The sequence below is a fragment of the Luteimonas sp. A611 genome (genome assembly GCF_054072715.1).
Genome location: NZ_JBSVRP010000004.1, coordinates 52,500 through 67,729 on the forward strand (window position 1 = coordinate 52,500; position 15,230 = coordinate 67,729).

Here is a 15,230-nt window from a genome sequence, read left to right on the forward strand (position 1 = left end):
TTCGCAACGGGCCGCGCAAGCGGCCCGTTCGCGTTGTGGCAGTTCGTCAGGCCGTTGGGCGCAGCCGCGCCAGGCGTTTGGCCACCGGGCAGTCCGGGCGGTGTGCGCCGGGCAGGTAGCCCAGGCTCATCAGGAATTCGCCGGTGATCTCGCCGCCGGTGAAGCGGAAGGTCCGCTTGAACAGCTTCACCCACGCGGCCTTGTCGCGCGGGCTGTCGTCATCGTCGTGCACATGGGCGTCCAGCCACGCGGCAAAGCCGCCGTGCGAGGCGCGCATGCCGCGCACCACGCCGGCATTGTGGATTGCGGCGGCCACCTTGAGCCGGTTGCGGATGATGCCAGGGTCGGCCAGCAGGCGCGCAACGTCGGCCTCGCCGTAGCCGGCGACGGTATCGACGTCGAAGCCCTGGTAGGCGCAGCGAAAGCCTTCGCGCTTTTTCAGGATGGTTTCCCAGCTCAGCCCGGCCTGGTTGATCTCGAGCAGCAGGCGTTCGAACAGCGCCGCTTCGTCGCGCTGCGGGAAGCCGTACTCGTGCTCGTGGTAGGGGCCGTGCACCGGATGTCCGGGCGCGACGTCGCAATAGCTCGTCATCGCCGCAGCATAGCGGCCGGCCTGCGCCGCGGGTTGCCCCGGGTTGCCCGCAGCGGTGCCTCCGCGCCACCATGCGCGCACCTCCCCGGGAAGGACGCCATGGACATCGCCGACCGCCGCATCGCCACCGTCCACTTCAGCCTGCACGACGAACAGGGCCAGACCATTACCTCCACCCACGGCCACGATCCGCTGGTGTACATGCACGGCACCGGCAGCATCATGCCGGGCCTGGAGCAGGCGCTGGCGGGCAGGGCGGCGGGCGACGCGTTCAGTGTGACGATCGCATCGGAGGCAGGCTTCGGCCCGCGCCACGAGGCGCTGGTGCAGACGCTGCCGCGCAGTCGGCTGCAGGCCGCTGGCGAGGTGGCGGTAGGCACCAAGCTGGCCGCGCAGACCGCGAAGGGGCCGCTGGACGTGGTGGTGGTGGCGGTCGAAGGCGACGCCATCACGGTCGACGGCAACCATCCGCTGGCCGGGCGCACCGTGGAGGCGCGGGTGGAAGTGCTCGAGGTGCGGCTGGCGACCCCGCATGAGCAGCAGTTCGGGCTGGGCGCGGGCGGCTAGGGGCGGTCGGCGGGGCTCGAAGAGGGCCCAGCCCGCCCCGGACCCTTCACCGCAGCCCGCCTACAATGTCCGCATGTCCACGCTGTCCTGTTCGTTCGCCAACCAGCTGCTGATCGCGCTGCCCACGCTGGCCGATCCGCATTTCGCACGCAGCGTCGCGCTGATCTGCCAGCACGATGCCGATGGCGCGATGGGCGTGGTGGTCAACCGCGCCTCGGACTACACCCTGGGCGAGGTCCTGCGGCAGATGGGGATCGAGTCCGACGACCCGGCGCTGCTGGAGCAGCGCGTGCTGGCCGGCGGTCCGGTGCATCCGGAGCGCGGCTTCGTGCTGCACGATGGCGGGCGCGCCTGGGATTCGACGCTGGCGGTGTCCGACGGACTGGCGGTGACCACCTCGCGCGACATCCTCGAGGCGATCGCGCGCGGCGACGGTCCCGAGCACGCCACGGTCGCGCTGGGCTGCGCTGGCTGGGGCGCAGGGCAGCTCGAGCATGAGCTCACCGAGAACAGCTGGCTGACCGCGCCTGCGCAGGCAGGCATCCTGTTCTCGCTGCCGCTGGACCAGCGCTGGCAGGCCGCGGCCGGGCAGATCGGCGTGGACCTGATGCGCATGGCGGGGCACGTGGGGCACGCATGAGCGGCGCGATCCGCGCCGACGGCACGGTGCTCGGTTTCGACGTGGGTGCACGCCGCATCGGCGTGGCGATCGGCAGTGCCTTCGGACACGGTGCGCGCGCGCTGGCGGTGATCGACGTCCACGGTGAGCAGGTGGACTGGGCGGCGATCGACCGGCTGCAGAAGGAATGGCGGCCCGATGGCCTGGTGGTCGGTGATCCGATGACGCTCGACGGTGGCGACCAGCCGATCCGCGTCCGCGCCCGCGCCTTTGCCGTCGAACTCAAGGCGCGATATCAGCTGCCCGTGGTGATGGTGGACGAGCGCGCCAGCTCGATCGAGGCCGCGCAGCGCTTCGCCGTGGACCGCGCCCAAGGGCGTCGCCGCCGCCGCGATGCGGTTGCGCTGGATGCGGTGGCCGCGGCAGTGATCGTCGAACGCTGGTTCGCCGCGCCCGGCGATGCGACGCCCCTGTAGGAGCGGCTTTGGTCGCGACGGGGGGCCGGGGGGTCAGAGTCACTTTCCCCTGAAGCGAACAAGCCCCGAGAGAGACAGCGGGGGAAAGTGACTCTGACCCCCGAGTCGCACTCCTGCCGCGCCCGTGATTGCGGGACAATGGCGACATGACCGAACAGACCGACGCCCAGGGCCGCCTCGTCCACCTGCTGACCCTCGAAGGCCTGCCGCGGCAGGCCCTGGTTGATCTGCTCGACCGTGCCCAGGCGTTTGCCGAAGGCCGCGACGCGCGCCAGGCCCTGGCCGGGACCGCAATCTGCACCTTGTTCTTCGAGCCCTCCACGCGCACCCGGCTCAGCTTCCATCGCGCCGCGCAGCGGCTGGGCGCGGACGTGCTCGGCTTCGACGCCGCCACCTCGTCCACGACCAAGGGCGAAACCGCGCGCGACACCCTGCAGAACATCGAGGCGATGGGGGTGCGCGGCTTCGTGGTGCGGCATTCGGGCGACGGCGCGGTCGCGGAACTGGCGGCGATGGCCGGGCCGGGCACCGCGCTGGTCAACGCCGGCGACGGTCGCAGCGCCCACCCCACCCAGGGGCTGCTCGACATGCTGACCCTGCGCCAGTCCCTCGGCGACGATTTCGGCAAGCGCCGCTTCGTCATCGTCGGCGACGTGAAGCACTCGCGCGTCGCGCGCTCCGACCTGCACGCGCTGCGCACGCTGGGTGCGGGCGAGATCCGCATCTGCGGCCCTGCCGCCCTGCTGCCGGACGACGGCACGCTCGCCGGTTGCACCGTGACGCACGATCTCGACGCGGCGCTCGATGGCGTGGATGCGGTGATGATGCTGCGCCTGCAGCGCGAGCGCATGGAAGAGGGCCTGGTCAAATCGCTCGACGACTACCACCGCGACTACGGGCTCACGTCCACGCGCCTGCGCCGGGCAGCGGCCGGCGCGGTGGTGCTGCATCCCGGGCCGCTCAACCGCGGCGTGGAGATCAGCGATGCGGTCGCCGACGGCGCGCAGTCGCTGATCCTGCGCCAGGTCGGCAACGGCGTCGCGGTGCGAATGGCGGTGCTGGAGGCGCTGCTCGGCGCACGTTGAGCGCGGCCCGCTGCGGCCCAGTCTTCGTGGCGGCGCACGAACGCGACCGCGACCCGCGTCAGCGTTGCGGGCGCTGCACGGAGCGGCGCTGTACAAACAGCCAGGTCCACAGTTCCGGAGTCGCGTAGGCGGCATCCCAGCTGTTGTGGTCGGCCTCGGGGAACTCGGTGTAGCGCGCGTCGCGCGCGCCCGCGGCCTGGAGCGCCATATCGAGCCGGCGCGAATATTCCACGGGCACCGATTCATCCCGCGCGCCGTGGAAGAGCCAGACCGGTACCTCGCGCAAACGCTGCGCCACGGCGGCATAGGGATCGGCTTCATCGTCCAGCCCGGTCACCGCCATCGACGGCCGCCGCGCGTGCAACAGGCCGCCGCAGACCGGCACCAGCGCGGCGAAGCGCTCACTCTGGCGTAGGGCCAGCTCCCAGACGCCGTAGCCGCCCATCGACAGGCCGGTGAGGCTGGTGCGGTCGGGATCGCCGTTGAACTCGAGCGTGGCCGCGTCGAGTTGCGCGAACACCACGTCGGCCAGCTGGTTCCATTCGCTGTCGGCGGGCGCCTGCGGGAACACCACGATGGCGGGGAATTCGTCTGCGTACTCGCGCAGGTGCGGGCCGAGGCCGACCGCGAGCTGGCTGCGATTGTCGTCGCCGCGCTCGCCCGAACCGTGCAGGAACACGACCACCGGCGCCTTGCCGCGGGCCACGCTGGCGGGGACGAACACCTGGTAGCGGTGGCGGCGTCCGTCGATCGTGACCTCGCGCTCGACGAAGCCGCCCCGGTCCGGGCGTGGTGGCGTGGAGCCGCAGGCGGCGAGCATTGCGGCCATCAGCAGCACCAGTGCGGGCAGGCGTGGGCGGCGCATGGGCGATGTTCCATTGTCATTTCTGCCGTCGATGTTAGCGCTGCGGATCCGGCGACGGCGCCCTCAGTGCAGCAGGATCACCGTGGCCAGGCCGAGGAAGCTGAAAAAGCCCATCACGTCGGTGACTGCGGTCACCACCACGGTGCCGGCCACGGCCGGGTCCACGCGCATGCGCTTGAGCAGCAGCGGCAGCAGCACCCCGGCCAGCGCGGCCGAACAGAAGTTGATCACCAGCGCCGCGCCGATCACCAGCGACAGCCGCCAGGAACCGAACCACAGCAGCGCCACGGTGCCGACCAACGCGCCGATCAGCAGCCCGTTGATCAGCGCCACGCGCAGTTCCTTCCACAGCAGGATGCGGGCGTTGCTCTGCCCCACCTGTCCCAGCGCGATGCCGCGGACCATCAGGGTCAGCACCTGCACGGCGGCGTTGCCGCCGATGCCGGCCACGATCGGCATCAGCACCGCCAGCGCCACGATCTGCTCGATGGTGGCGTCGAACTGGCCGATCACGGCCGCTGCCAGGAACGCGGTGAGCAGGTTGATGCCCAGCCACACCACGCGACCGCGCACCGCGCGCGGGATCGGCGAGAACAGGTCCTCGTCCTCGTCCAGGCCGGCCGCGCCCAGCGCCTGGTGCTCGGCCTGCTCGCGGATGATGTCGACCACGTCGTCGACGGTGACGCGGCCGAGCAGCACGTTGCCGTCGTCGACCACCGGCGCGGACACCCAGTCGTTGTCGCTGAACTGCCGCGCGACCTGTTCGGCCGAGGCGTCGACGTGCAGCGATTCGAGTTCGTCGTCGATCAGCTGGTTGATCGGCGTGCCCGGGTCGCGGGTCACCAGGTCCTGCAGTGCGACCCAGCCGATCAGCTGGTGGCGGCGATTGACCACGTACAGGTGGTCGGTATGGTCGGGCAGCTCGCCGCGCAGGCGCAGGAAGCGCAGCACCACGTCGACCGTGGTGTCGGCCCGCACCGTCACCACGTCCGGGTTCATCAGGCGGCCGGCGGTGTCCTCGGGGTAGGACAGCACCTGCTCGAGACGCTCGCGGTTGTCGCGGTCCATCGAGCGCAGCACCGCGTCGATCACCGTGTCGGGCAGGTCCTCGACCAGGTCGGCGAGGTCGTCGATGTCGAGATCCTCGACCGCGGCGACCAGCTCGTCCTGGTCCATGTCCGCGATCAGGCTCTCGCGCACCTCGTCGCCGACGTGCACCAGCACCTCGCCGTCGTCCTCCGGATCGACCAGGCCCCAGACCACCATCCGCTTCTCGAGCGGCAGCGATTCGAGCAGGTTGCCGATCTCGGCGGGCGCCAGCGTATGCACCATGCGCCGCACCGGGCCGAGGCGGCCGCTGTCGAGCGCGTCCGACAGCAGGCGCAGCTGGCGCGCGGTCTTGTCGTGGCGGACGGCTTCGGCCATGCGCGGCGGCTCCGGTGGTGCGAGGGCGTGCCGCGCGGAATGACGCGGCCGATCAGGTGTTCATGCGGGCATTATCGCCTGCAGGGCTGCGGACTGCATCCCCGGGCAGGATGGCATGCGCATGTTGCGGCTGGCGTGGACGCGCCTGCGGCGAGGCCTTGTCGCCTCAAGCCCGTCATTACGGCCGCGGCGAGTTCCGGTCTACGCGACGCCAGATCTCTCGCTGCGCTCGAGATGACCTCGGGATGGATGAGGTCGGGACAGCTCAACCGGCCGCCATCTTCCCCAGCCAGCGCTCGATCGCGTCGCGGTCGCGGCAGCGCAGCAGCGCGGGCGCCGCGGCGCGCAGCGCGGACAGGTCCTGCGCGCGGATCGCACGCCGTACTTCCAGCAGCGTGGACGGATGCAGGCTGAATTCCTCCAGCCCCAGCGCAAGCAACAGCGGCGCCAGCTCCGGGTCGCCCGCCATTTCGCCGCACACGGCGACCGGCTTGCCGCGCGCGCGCGCGGTGCGGATCACGCCGTGCAGCAGCTTGAGCATGGCCGGATGCAGCGGCGAATACAGGTCGCCCAGCGCGTCGTTGCCGCGGTCGGCGGCGAGCAGGTACTGGGTCAGGTCGTTGGTGCCGATCGAGATGAAGTCGACCGCGTCGATGAAGGACGACAGCGCGATCGCCGCAGACGGGACCTCGATCATCGCGCCCAGCGGCACCCGTTCGGCGATCTCGTATCCTTCGCTGCGCAGGTCGCGCGAGACGCGCCGGATCGTGCCGGCCACCGCCAGCACCTCCTCGCGGCCGCTCACCATCGGCACCAGGATCCGCAGCGGCCCGTAGCCGGAGGCACGCAGGATCGCGCGCAGCTGCGTTTCGAACACCGGCGGGCGCGCCAGCGACAGGCGCACGCCGCGCAGGCCCAGCGCCGGATTGGGCTCGTCGGTCAAGGCCAGGCCGGTGCGGTCGGCCTTGTCGGCGCCGATGTCCATGGTGCGGATGGTGACGGTGCGGCCGGTCATGGCCAGCACCGCGTCGCGGTAGGCACGCAACTGCTCGTTCTCGTCGGGCAGCTCGTTGCGCCGCAGGAACAGGAACTCGGTGCGGTACAGGCCCACCCCGGCCGCGCCGAGCGCATGCGCGCCGGTGACGTCCTCGCGCGATTCGGCGTTGGCCCAGAGCCTGATGTCGACGCCGTCGACGGTTCGCGACGGTTCGCGGCGCAGGCGGTGCAGCTGCTTGCGCTCGCGCTTCTCCTCGCGCAGCCGCGCCCGGTAGTCGCGCAGGTCCGGCGCCTTGGGCTCGACGATGACGATGCCGGTGCTGCCGTCGACCAGCAGCACGTCGCCATCATTGATCTGCTGCAGGGCCAGCGGTGCGCCGACCACCAGCGGCAGGTGCAGGCTGCGGGCGAGGATGGCGCTGTGCGACAACGCGCTTCCGCCCGCGGTCACCACCGCCATCACGCCCTGCGACTGCAGCTGGCCGAGCTCGGCCGGGGCGACGGCATCGGTGACCAGGATCTCGCCGGCCACGCCCTGCAGGTCGGCCGCGCGCTTGTGCAGCATCGCGTGGACGCGGCCGATGACGTGGTCGATGTCCTCCACGCGGCTGCGAAAGTAGGCATCGTCCATGGCCTCGAACACCGCCGCCAGCCGGTCGCGCTGCAGGCGCAGCGCGTAGTCGGCGCCATACAGGCCCTTGGCCACCAGGTCGTCCAGGCCCTGCAGCAGTTCCGGGTCGTCGAGCAGCAGGGTGTGCAGGTCGAGGAACTCGCCGACCTCGTGCGCCAGCGCGCCGTGCAGGCGGTCGCGCATGTTGCGGATCTCCACCCGCACCGCATCGATGGCGGTGTGCAGGCGACGCAGTTCGGCGTCCACCGCCGCGGGCGCGATGCGTTCTTCGGCCACCTCCAGCGCGTGCGGCAGCCGCACCCGCGCCCGCCCCAGGGCATTGCCGCGCGATGCCCCGTGGCCGGTGAACGACTGGCGCATCAGTGGCCGCCGCGGGGATGGTGCGGACGCGGGCCTTCGGGCACCGGGCTGCAGGCGGACAGGCTTGGGCGCGGGTGTGGACCCGGCGCAATGCCGGCGCACTGTCGCGCCTGTTGCAGCGTCATGGGTCGGGCCACACTGCGCATACCGCTCCCAGTTCCATTCCGTTGCGCGCCGCTCGGCACGCCGCGCCGACGTTCAGCCGGCCTCGTCGAATTTGCGTTCGAACAGCGCCGCCGCGGACTCCATCGCCTCGGCCTCGTCCTCGCCTTCCAGGCGCAGCACGACCTTGGTGCCGTGTGCGGCGGCGAGCAGCATCACGCCCATGATGCTCTTGGCGTTGACCTCGCGGCCCTTGGCGATGAGCGTGGCGTTGCTGTGGAAACCCGCAAGCACCTGCACCAGCTTCGCGGTCGCGCGCGCGTGCAGGCCGAGCTTGTTGGCGATGAGCAGTTCGCGTTCGATCATCGTCGGCCTCAGGCATCGTCCAGGACCACCCCGTTGCGCGCGCCTGCGGCAGCGACGGCGGGGAGTTCCTCCAGTGGGAGTTCAGCATAATTCATCACGCGCAGCAGCATCGGCAAGCTCAGCGCGGAAACGCGGCGTGACGGCGTCCCCAGTCTGGACAGCTGCGCGGCGAGGTTGCTTGGGCTGGCCCCGTAGAGATCGGTCAGGATCAGCACGCCCTCGCCGCCATCCACGCGCCGCATCGCCGCGCTCGCCTGCGGCAGCAGCGAATCGGGATCGGCGTCGAAGGGCACCTCGAACGCGGCCAGCCGCAGCGGCAGGTTGCCGCGCAAGATGGCCTCGACCGAAGCGACCAGCGCGCTGCCGATGCCCGAATGGGTGAGTAGGAGGATGCCGACGGCCATCGCGCCAAGTTAGCAGACGGCGAGGACCGCACGATAGCGCCGCGCGCAATCGTCGTGCCGTCTTGGTGCGAGCGCCGCAAGGACGCTCAGTCCAGCTCCCGGTGGAAGGTCGCGACCTCGGTCCAGCCGCTGTCGCGCGCATGCGCCGCAAGCGCTTCGGCCAGGTAGACCGAGCGATGCCGGCCGCCGCTGCAGCCGACCGCCACGGTCACGTAGCTGCGCGTGTTGGACTGCATGCGCGGCAGCCAGACGTCGAGGAAGCCGGCGACGTGCGCCAGGTATTCGCCCATTTCCTGCCTGGCGAGGAAGTACTCGCGCACCTCGTGGTCGCGGCCGGACAGCGGCTTGAGCCGCGGCTCCCAGTGCGGGTTGGGCAGGCTGCGCGCGTCGAACACGAAGTCGGCATCGGCCGGCAGTCCGCGCCGGTAGGCGAAGGATTCGAACAACAGCGACAGCGACGAATCCAGGGTCAGCCCCAGCTCGGTGATCACGCGGTGACGCAGCTGGTGGACGTTGAGTTCGCTGGTGTCCACCACCACGTCGGCCAGCGCGCGCAGCGGCTTGAGCGCCTGCCGCTCAAGCGAGATCGCGTCGGCCAGCGCCAGCCCGAGGTGCGTGAGCGGGTGGCGCCTGCGGGTGTCGGCGTAGCGCCGGAGCAGGGCCGACTCGGCTGCGTCGAAGAACACCAGCTGCGGTTCGAGCCCCATCGCGCCGACCGCCGACAGCCATTCGGGCAGGTTGCCCAGGTCGCCGCGGTTGCGCATGTCGATGCCCACCGCCAGCTTCTGCTCGGCGCGCTCGGGCCGGGCCGCGGCACGCACGAACTCGGGCAGCAGTTCGGCCGGAAGATTGTCGACGCAGTAGAAGCCCAGGTCCTCCAGGGTCTTGAGCGCGACCGATTTGCCGCCGCCGGACATGCCGGTGACGACCAGCAGCGCGGCGGGCATCCGCGGCGTTGCGTCCTCGTGCCTGGTGGGCTGCGCCGGTGCGCTCATGGCAGGACCGGCTCCTCGCCGCTTTCCAGGAAATGCGAGTGCCGCGCCAGGAAGGCCGCGGCCGGGTCGATGCCCTTCGCGCGCAGGATATGCGTGCGCGTCGCCGCCTCGGTCAGCACCGCGAGGTTGCGGCCCGGCATCACCGGCAGGGTGATCATCGGCACGTCCAGGTCGAGCACGCGGCGCAGGCCGAGGTCGCCGGTGAGGCGCACCATGCCGTCCTCGTGCGGCTGCGGTTCGGCGCCCGGCCGGGCCAGGTGCACGATCAGGCGCAGGTACTTGTTCCGCTTGACTGCGGTGTCGCCGAACATCTGGCGGATGTTGAGCACGCCCAGGCCACGCAGCTCCAGCAGGTCCTGCAGCAGCTCCGGGCAGGTGCCGTCGAGCACGTCCGGCGCGATCTGGGTGAACTCGGGCGCATCGTCGGCAACCAGCCGGTGGCCGCGGCTGATCAGCTCCAGCGCCAGCTCGCTCTTGCCCGATCCGGACTCGCCGGTGATCAGCACCCCGATCGAGTAGACCTCCATGAACACGCCGTGCAGGGTCACCCGCGGCGCCAGGGCGCGCGCCATGTGGTACTGCAGGTGGTTGAGCAGTTCGTGGCCGCGGCGCGGCGAAATCCACAGCGGCGTCTGCGATTCCTCGGCGGCCTCGCGCAGGTCTTCGGGGCAGGACTGGCCCTTGCCGATCACCAGCGCCAGCGGCCGGTACTGCATCACCCGTTCGATGGTTTCCCAGCGCAGGCGCGAATCCAGGCCATCCAGCCAGGACAGTTCCTCGGTGCCCAGGATCTGCACCTTGTTGGGATAGATGATGTTGAGGTAGCCGGCCAGCGAGGGCCGCCGTGCATTGGTTTCCACCGACTCCAGCAGCCGCGACTGGCCGGCCTGGCCGGCCACCCAGCGCAACCCGAGGCGCTCGTGCTGCTGGGCGAACAGTTCGCTGGCGGAGAGGCTCTGGTTCATCGGGCTCCGGCCGCGCGGTGCGCCACTGGCGGGGGCAGCAGCAGTTTGCGCAACTGCGCCACGTTGCGGGCCTCGCGCAGGCGCGCGCGGAATTCCGGGTCGGCCAGGCGCTCGGCCACGCCGGCCAGGTGCTCCAGGTGCAGCTCCGGGCGGTCGTCGCTGGCGGTCATCGCGAACACCAGGTCGACCGGCATGCCATCGCGCGCGCCGAAGTCGACCGCGCGCCCGAGCCGCAGGAACGCGCCGCGCCCGTGCAGGCTGTCGCTGCGCGCATGCGGGATGGCGACGCCGTGCCCGATCGCGGTGCTGGCCACCTGCTCGCGCCGATGCAGCGCCTCGGCCAGCTCGCGCGCCTGTTCGGGCGATCCGCCGGAGAGCAGGCGCGCGGCGGCGTCGAGCACCTGCTCACGGGTGCCGGGATCATCCAGCACCACGATGCGCCCCGCGCTGAGCAGGTCGGTCCAGGGCATGCCGGTCTCTGCCGGGGGTCAGCCGAAGCTGCCGTCGCGCGCGGCGCTGGCGCCGCGGTGGTGGTCGTTCTGCTTCTTGTGGTGCTTGAGCAGCAGTCGGTCGAGCTTGTCGGCCAGCAGGTCGATCGCGGCATACATGTCGATCGCGCTGGCGTCGGCGTGCAGGGCCTTGCCGGCCAGGATGAGGTTGGCTTCGGCCTTGTGGTTGGGCTTGTCCAGGCAGAGCTGCACGCGCACCTCGAACGGACGCTCGACGTGACGCCCGAGCCGCTCGAGCTTGGTTTCCACATATTCGCGCAGGGCCGGGGTCACTTCGACGTCGTGGCCGTAGGTCTGGATCTGCATTGGCTGCCTCCTGTCTGTGGAACCCCAGCATGGCCCAAAGCGGGTTGCCGCGGGTTGAAGACAGGTTAACGCAGCGTCCCGCGCGCGGCGACCGACAGGATCATGGACACGGTGTCGCAGAAGGGCTTCAATGGATCCTCACGCGCTCGTGCGAAGCGCCGATGTGCAGGGCTTCGCGGTACTTGGCCACGGTGCGGCGCGCCACCGGCACGCCTGCGGCCTTGAGCGACTCGGCCAGGCGCGCGTCCGACAGCGGCTTGCGCGGATCCTCGGCCTCGATCAGGACGCGGATCATCTGCTGGATGGCCACGCTCGAGGCCTCGCCGCCGCCGCCGGTCTCGATCCCCGACGCGAAAAAGTCGCGCAGCGCGATGGTGCCGCGCGGGGTGTGCACGTACTTGCGCGCCACCGCGCGCGACACCGTCGATTCGTGCATCCCGATCTCGGCGGCGACCGCGCGCAGGGTCAGCGGCCGCAGCGCGCGCGCGCCGAATTCCAGGAACCCCGACTGCTGGTGGATCAGGCAGCGCACCACCTTGAGCAGGGTCTCGCCGCGCGCCTCGAGGTTCTTGAGCAGCCAGCGCGCCTCCTGCAGGCGCCCGCGCAGGTAGCCCGCATCCTCGCCGCTGGCGTGCTTGATCATGCGCTCGTAGGCCTGGTGGATGGTCAGCCGCGGCATCGAGCCGTTGGCCAGCATCGCCAGCCAGACCCCGTTGCGACGCACGATCACGCAGTCCGGGACCACGTAGTTGTCCGCGGGCACGTCGCCGATCTGCGAGCCGGGGCGCGGGTCGAGCGAACGCAGCAGCGCCAGCGCGGTCTCGGCCTCGGCGGTGCTGCAGCCCAGTTGTTCGCACACGCCGGGGACGCCGAGCCGAGGCAGGCGGTCGATCAGGGTGGCGGCGACGCGCAGCGCCAGCGTGCGGCCGGGGGTGTCGGCAGGCAGGGTGTCGAGCTGGATGCACAGGCATTCGGACAGGTCACGGGCGCCCACGCCAACCGGGTCCATGCGCTGCACCTGGCGCAGCACGGCGAGGATCTCGTCGTCGCCGGGTGCCGGCTCGGGATGCATGGCCGCGGCGATCTCGGTGAACGGCGCACGCAGGTAGCCGTCGTCGTCGATCGCGTCGATCAGGACGGCGCCGATGCGGACATCGCGCGGGGAGAGATGGCTCAGGTGCAGCTGCCAGGCCAGGTGGCCGTGCAGGGTTTCCGATTCCGCCATGCGGCTGGCCGCATCGCCCTCGTCGTCCTCGCCACCGCGGCCGCTGCCGGCGCTGTATTCGAAGCTGCCGCTGTCGGGCCAGTCGATCGCGGACTCCTGCTCGCCCGCATCGTCGGAGGCAGCGGGAGCGGGGCCCGCCTCGCCGCTGGCGGAGGCCTCGTCCTTGTCGTCGGTGGCGGCTGGCGCGGCGTCTTCGGCCCAGTCGAGCAGGGGATTGCTCTCGACCGCGGCCGCGATTTCGGCTTCCAGCTCGATCACAGGCAGCTGCAGCAGGTGCAGCGCCTGGCGCAGCTGTGGCGTCAGGATCAGCTGTTGACCCAGCGATGTCTGGAGGCGCGGCTTCATCGTCCGTGGATCCCCTGGACGACGTGCACGGCTACAGGCGGAAGGATTCCCCGAGATAGACCCGGCGCACGTCTGGATTGGCGAGGAGCATGTCCGGAGCCCCCTGCGCGAGCACACTTCCTTCGTTGAGGATATACGCCCGGTCGCAAATGCCCAAGGTCTCGCGCACGTTGTGGTCGGTGATCAGCACGCCGATGCCGCGTTGCTTGAGATGCTCGACGATGCGCTGGATCTCGCCGACCGAGATCGGGTCGACGCCGGCGAAGGGTTCATCGAGCAGGATCAGGCGCGGACGGGCCGCCAGCGCGCGCGCGATCTCCACGCGCCGCCGCTCGCCGCCGGACAGGCTGGCGCCGATCTGGTCGGCGACATGGGTCACCTGCAGTTCGTCGAGCAGGCTGTCGAGCTCCTTCCTGCGCCCGGCGCGGTCCAGGTCCTCGCGCAGCTCCAGCACCAGCATGATGTTGTCGGCCACGCTGAGCTTGCGGAACACCGATGGTTCCTGCGGCAGGTAGCCGACGCCGCGGCGCGCGCGCAGGTGCATCGGCTCTGCGGTGATGTCGTGGCCGTCGAGCACGATCCGGCCCTCGTCGGCCGGCACCAGGCCCACGATCATGTAGAAGCAGGTCGTCTTGCCGGCGCCGTTGGGGCCGAGCAACCCCACCACCTCGCCCGCGTCCAGGGTCAGCCCGAAGTCGCTCACGACCTCGCGCTTGCCGTAGCGCTTGCGCAGCCCTTCGGCGACCAGCATCAGTCGCCTTTCCCGTCGACGGGCGTGGCGCTGGCCGGCGGGCGGTTGCGCGGCTCGAACTGCAGGGTCACGCGCCCGCCTTCGCTGCCGCCGCCGCCCTGCACCTGGCCGGTGCGCATGTTGTAGACGATGCGCTCGCCGGCGATGCTGCCGCGGCCCGGCTGCTGCACAACGGCGCCGCCGGTGAATACCACCGTGTCCTGCTGCAGGTCGTAATCGACCTGGGCGGCGGAGGCGTTCATGGTGCCGCCGTTGTCCATCGCCTGCTTCAGGCGCACCGGCGAACCGGTGAGCTTGGCGGCGCGGATCTCGCCGTCGCCCTGGCGCAGGTCGGCGCGCGCGGCGTCGATCACCAGCGAACCCTGGACGATGTGGACCGCGCCGGTCAGCACGCAGGGCCCGGTGTCGGTGACGGTGCAATCGCTCCGGTTGGCCTGCACCTGCATGGTCTGCTGGCGGTCGGTGGACTTGCCGTGTGCGGCGCCGATGCAGGCGACGGCAACCAGGCAGATGGCCAATCTAGCGGCGTGTGGGGTCATTGTTCAGGCTCACCTTGGACAGGAGCTGGATGCGCTTGCTGGCCAGGTCGGCCTCCATTCCGGTACCGCGCATTGTAGTGCCGGGGGTAGTGATGGTCACGACGGTCTCGGACGTGGCCCGGTTTTCCTCCGGGTAGACGTCCATCTGTTCGGTCCGGACCACGGTGGGCCGGGTGGCGCCCATCGGGCTGTCTGCCACGACGTCGCCGCGCAGCTGCACCAGGGTGCTCTTCTCGTTGACCCAGCCGGTCTTCGAGCGCACTTCCCAGCGGCTGCCGTGCTGGTCGGGCATCAGGAACAGCGGCGTGACCAGTTCGAGCGTGCGTGCGCCGGGGGTCTGCTGCAGTTCGGGCGCACGCAGCGAGAAGGTCTCCTGCCCGCTGCTGTCGAGCGTGACCACCTCGAAGTCGCGCAGGATGTAGTCGGAGCGGACGGTTTCCTCCGCCTCCTCCACATCGGGGCCGTCCCCGTGCCATGCGAACCAGCCGCTCAGCAGCGCGCCGGCGAGCAGGGCCAGGATGAGCCACAGCCGCCAGTTCATCCCTGGCGGTCCTCGAGCAGCGCCGCGACGCGGCCCTGGGCATGCAGGATCAGGTCGCACAGCTCGCGGGCGGCGCCTTCGCCGCCGCGCGAGGGCGTCACCCAGTGCACCTGGTCGCGGATCCAGTGGTGCACGCTGGCCGGGGCCACCGCGAAGCCGGCGATGCGCAGCACGGTGAGATCGGGCAGGTCGTCGCCCATGAAGGCGACCTCCTCGCGCGCCAGCCCCAGGCGGGTCCGGATCTCCTCGACGCAGGCGACCTTGTCGTGCACGTCCACGTGCGGTTCGGCGCCGAGTTCACGCGCGCGGTTGGCCGCCACCAGGCTGTTGCGGGCGGTGACGAAGGCCACAGTGACGCCGGCCTTGCGCAGCTGCATCAGTCCCTGGCCGTCGAGCACGTTGAAGGCCTTGGACTCGCGGCCGTCCTCGTCGAACCAAAGCCGTCCGTCGGTCAGCGTGCCGTCCACGTCGAAGCAGGCCAGCCGGATCCGGGCGGCGCGTTCAACGAGTTCGGCGGGATATTCGGGACGGTCGTGGGGCACGTCTCACCTCGGATGACAGGAAGG

At 70.9% G+C, this 15,230-nt stretch carries 19 protein-coding genes; 4 read left to right on the forward strand and 15 right to left on the reverse strand.

What is annotated here, in order from left to right; all coding sequences use genetic code 11:
- Window positions 1-46: 46 nt before the first annotated feature.
- The gene (locus ACW5EG_RS15240; RefSeq protein WP_457020280.1) at window positions 47-592 is read right to left on the reverse strand and encodes a DNA-3-methyladenine glycosylase I; all 546 of its coding nucleotides are present in this window, start codon (window positions 590-592) and stop codon (window positions 47-49) included.
- A 99-nt stretch (window positions 593-691) separates the two neighbouring features.
- Here ACW5EG_RS15240 and ACW5EG_RS15245 point away from each other — a divergent pair, with 99 nt between their 5' ends.
- The 4 genes from ACW5EG_RS15245 to ACW5EG_RS15260 all read left to right on the forward strand — a co-directional run bounded on the left by ACW5EG_RS15245 (window position 692) and on the right by ACW5EG_RS15260 (window position 3,339).
- A complete protein-coding gene (locus ACW5EG_RS15245) occupies window positions 692-1,159 on the forward strand; it encodes an FKBP-type peptidyl-prolyl cis-trans isomerase (protein WP_457020279.1) in 468 nt (155 codons plus the stop codon).
- A 73-nt stretch (window positions 1,160-1,232) separates the two neighbouring features.
- Window positions 1,233-1,799 (forward strand): YqgE/AlgH family protein, encoded by a 567-nt coding sequence (locus tag ACW5EG_RS15250; protein WP_457020278.1) that lies wholly within the window; start codon window positions 1,233-1,235, stop codon window positions 1,797-1,799.
- A complete protein-coding gene (ruvX, locus tag ACW5EG_RS15255; protein ID WP_457020277.1) occupies window positions 1,796-2,254 on the forward strand; it encodes a Holliday junction resolvase RuvX in 459 nt (152 codons plus the stop codon). The genes ACW5EG_RS15250 and ruvX overlap by 4 nt, the downstream gene beginning before the upstream one ends.
- A gap of 146 nt (window positions 2,255-2,400) precedes the next feature.
- Complete coding sequence (locus tag ACW5EG_RS15260; protein WP_457022190.1) at window positions 2,401-3,339, forward strand: aspartate carbamoyltransferase catalytic subunit; 939 nt, start codon at window positions 2,401-2,403, stop codon at window positions 3,337-3,339.
- A 58-nt stretch (window positions 3,340-3,397) separates the two neighbouring features.
- On the opposite strand, the gene ACW5EG_RS15265 is transcribed toward ACW5EG_RS15260, so the two are convergent.
- The 14 genes from ACW5EG_RS15265 to ACW5EG_RS15330 all read right to left on the reverse strand — a co-directional run bounded on the left by ACW5EG_RS15265 (window position 3,398) and on the right by ACW5EG_RS15330 (window position 15,206).
- Window positions 3,398-4,204 (reverse strand): carboxylesterase family protein, encoded by an 807-nt coding sequence (locus ACW5EG_RS15265; RefSeq protein ID WP_457020274.1) that lies wholly within the window; start codon window positions 4,202-4,204, stop codon window positions 3,398-3,400.
- Window positions 4,205-4,267: 63 nt separating this feature from the next.
- The gene (mgtE, locus tag ACW5EG_RS15270) at window positions 4,268-5,629 is read right to left on the reverse strand and encodes a magnesium transporter (protein WP_457020273.1); all 1,362 of its coding nucleotides are present in this window, start codon (window positions 5,627-5,629) and stop codon (window positions 4,268-4,270) included.
- A 265-nt stretch (window positions 5,630-5,894) separates the two neighbouring features.
- Entirely contained in the window at window positions 5,895-7,616 is a 1,722-nt protein-coding gene (gene ptsP / locus ACW5EG_RS15275; RefSeq protein WP_457020272.1) for a phosphoenolpyruvate--protein phosphotransferase, read from the reverse strand.
- 198 nt (window positions 7,617-7,814) lie between these two features.
- Entirely contained in the window at window positions 7,815-8,084 is a 270-nt protein-coding gene (locus ACW5EG_RS15280; RefSeq protein WP_457020270.1) for an HPr family phosphocarrier protein, read from the reverse strand.
- Between the two features lie 8 nt (window positions 8,085-8,092).
- Complete coding sequence (locus tag ACW5EG_RS15285; RefSeq protein WP_457020269.1) at window positions 8,093-8,488, reverse strand: PTS sugar transporter subunit IIA; 396 nt, start codon at window positions 8,486-8,488, stop codon at window positions 8,093-8,095.
- 86 nt (window positions 8,489-8,574) lie between these two features.
- A complete protein-coding gene (gene rapZ / locus ACW5EG_RS15290; RefSeq protein ID WP_457022264.1) occupies window positions 8,575-9,435 on the reverse strand; it encodes an RNase adapter RapZ in 861 nt (286 codons plus the stop codon).
- A 44-nt stretch (window positions 9,436-9,479) separates the two neighbouring features.
- Window positions 9,480-10,448, reverse strand: coding sequence for an HPr(Ser) kinase/phosphatase (gene hprK, locus ACW5EG_RS15295; protein ID WP_457020267.1), 969 nt, complete (start codon window positions 10,446-10,448; stop codon window positions 9,480-9,482).
- Window positions 10,445-10,918, reverse strand: coding sequence for a PTS sugar transporter subunit IIA (locus ACW5EG_RS15300; protein ID WP_457022192.1), 474 nt, complete (start codon window positions 10,916-10,918; stop codon window positions 10,445-10,447). Before ACW5EG_RS15300 ends, hprK begins: the two co-directional genes overlap by 4 nt.
- Window positions 10,919-10,936: 18 nt before the next feature.
- Window positions 10,937-11,263 carry a ribosome hibernation-promoting factor, HPF/YfiA family gene (gene hpf / locus ACW5EG_RS15305; protein WP_457020263.1) on the reverse strand — a complete coding sequence of 109 codons (327 nt, stop codon included), beginning with the start codon at window positions 11,261-11,263 and terminating at the stop codon, window positions 10,937-10,939.
- 127 nt (window positions 11,264-11,390) lie between these two features.
- Window positions 11,391-12,833 (reverse strand): RNA polymerase factor sigma-54, encoded by a 1,443-nt coding sequence (locus ACW5EG_RS15310; protein WP_457022194.1) that lies wholly within the window; start codon window positions 12,831-12,833, stop codon window positions 11,391-11,393.
- 31 nt (window positions 12,834-12,864) lie between these two features.
- The gene (gene lptB, locus ACW5EG_RS15315) at window positions 12,865-13,584 is read right to left on the reverse strand and encodes an LPS export ABC transporter ATP-binding protein (RefSeq protein WP_457020260.1); all 720 of its coding nucleotides are present in this window, start codon (window positions 13,582-13,584) and stop codon (window positions 12,865-12,867) included.
- A complete protein-coding gene (gene lptA, locus ACW5EG_RS15320) occupies window positions 13,584-14,123 on the reverse strand; it encodes a lipopolysaccharide transport periplasmic protein LptA (protein ID WP_457020259.1) in 540 nt (179 codons plus the stop codon). The genes lptB and lptA overlap by 1 nt, the downstream gene beginning before the upstream one ends.
- Window positions 14,104-14,664: an LPS export ABC transporter periplasmic protein LptC gene (gene lptC / locus ACW5EG_RS15325; RefSeq protein ID WP_457022196.1), complete on the reverse strand. Its 561-nt coding sequence runs from the start codon at window positions 14,662-14,664 to the stop codon at window positions 14,104-14,106. Before lptC ends, lptA begins: the two co-directional genes overlap by 20 nt.
- On the reverse strand, window positions 14,661-15,206 hold the full coding sequence (locus ACW5EG_RS15330; RefSeq protein ID WP_457020256.1) for a KdsC family phosphatase: 546 nt from the start codon (window positions 15,204-15,206) through the stop codon (window positions 14,661-14,663). The genes lptC and ACW5EG_RS15330 overlap by 4 nt, the downstream gene beginning before the upstream one ends.
- Between the last annotated feature and the right edge of the window lie 24 nt (window positions 15,207-15,230).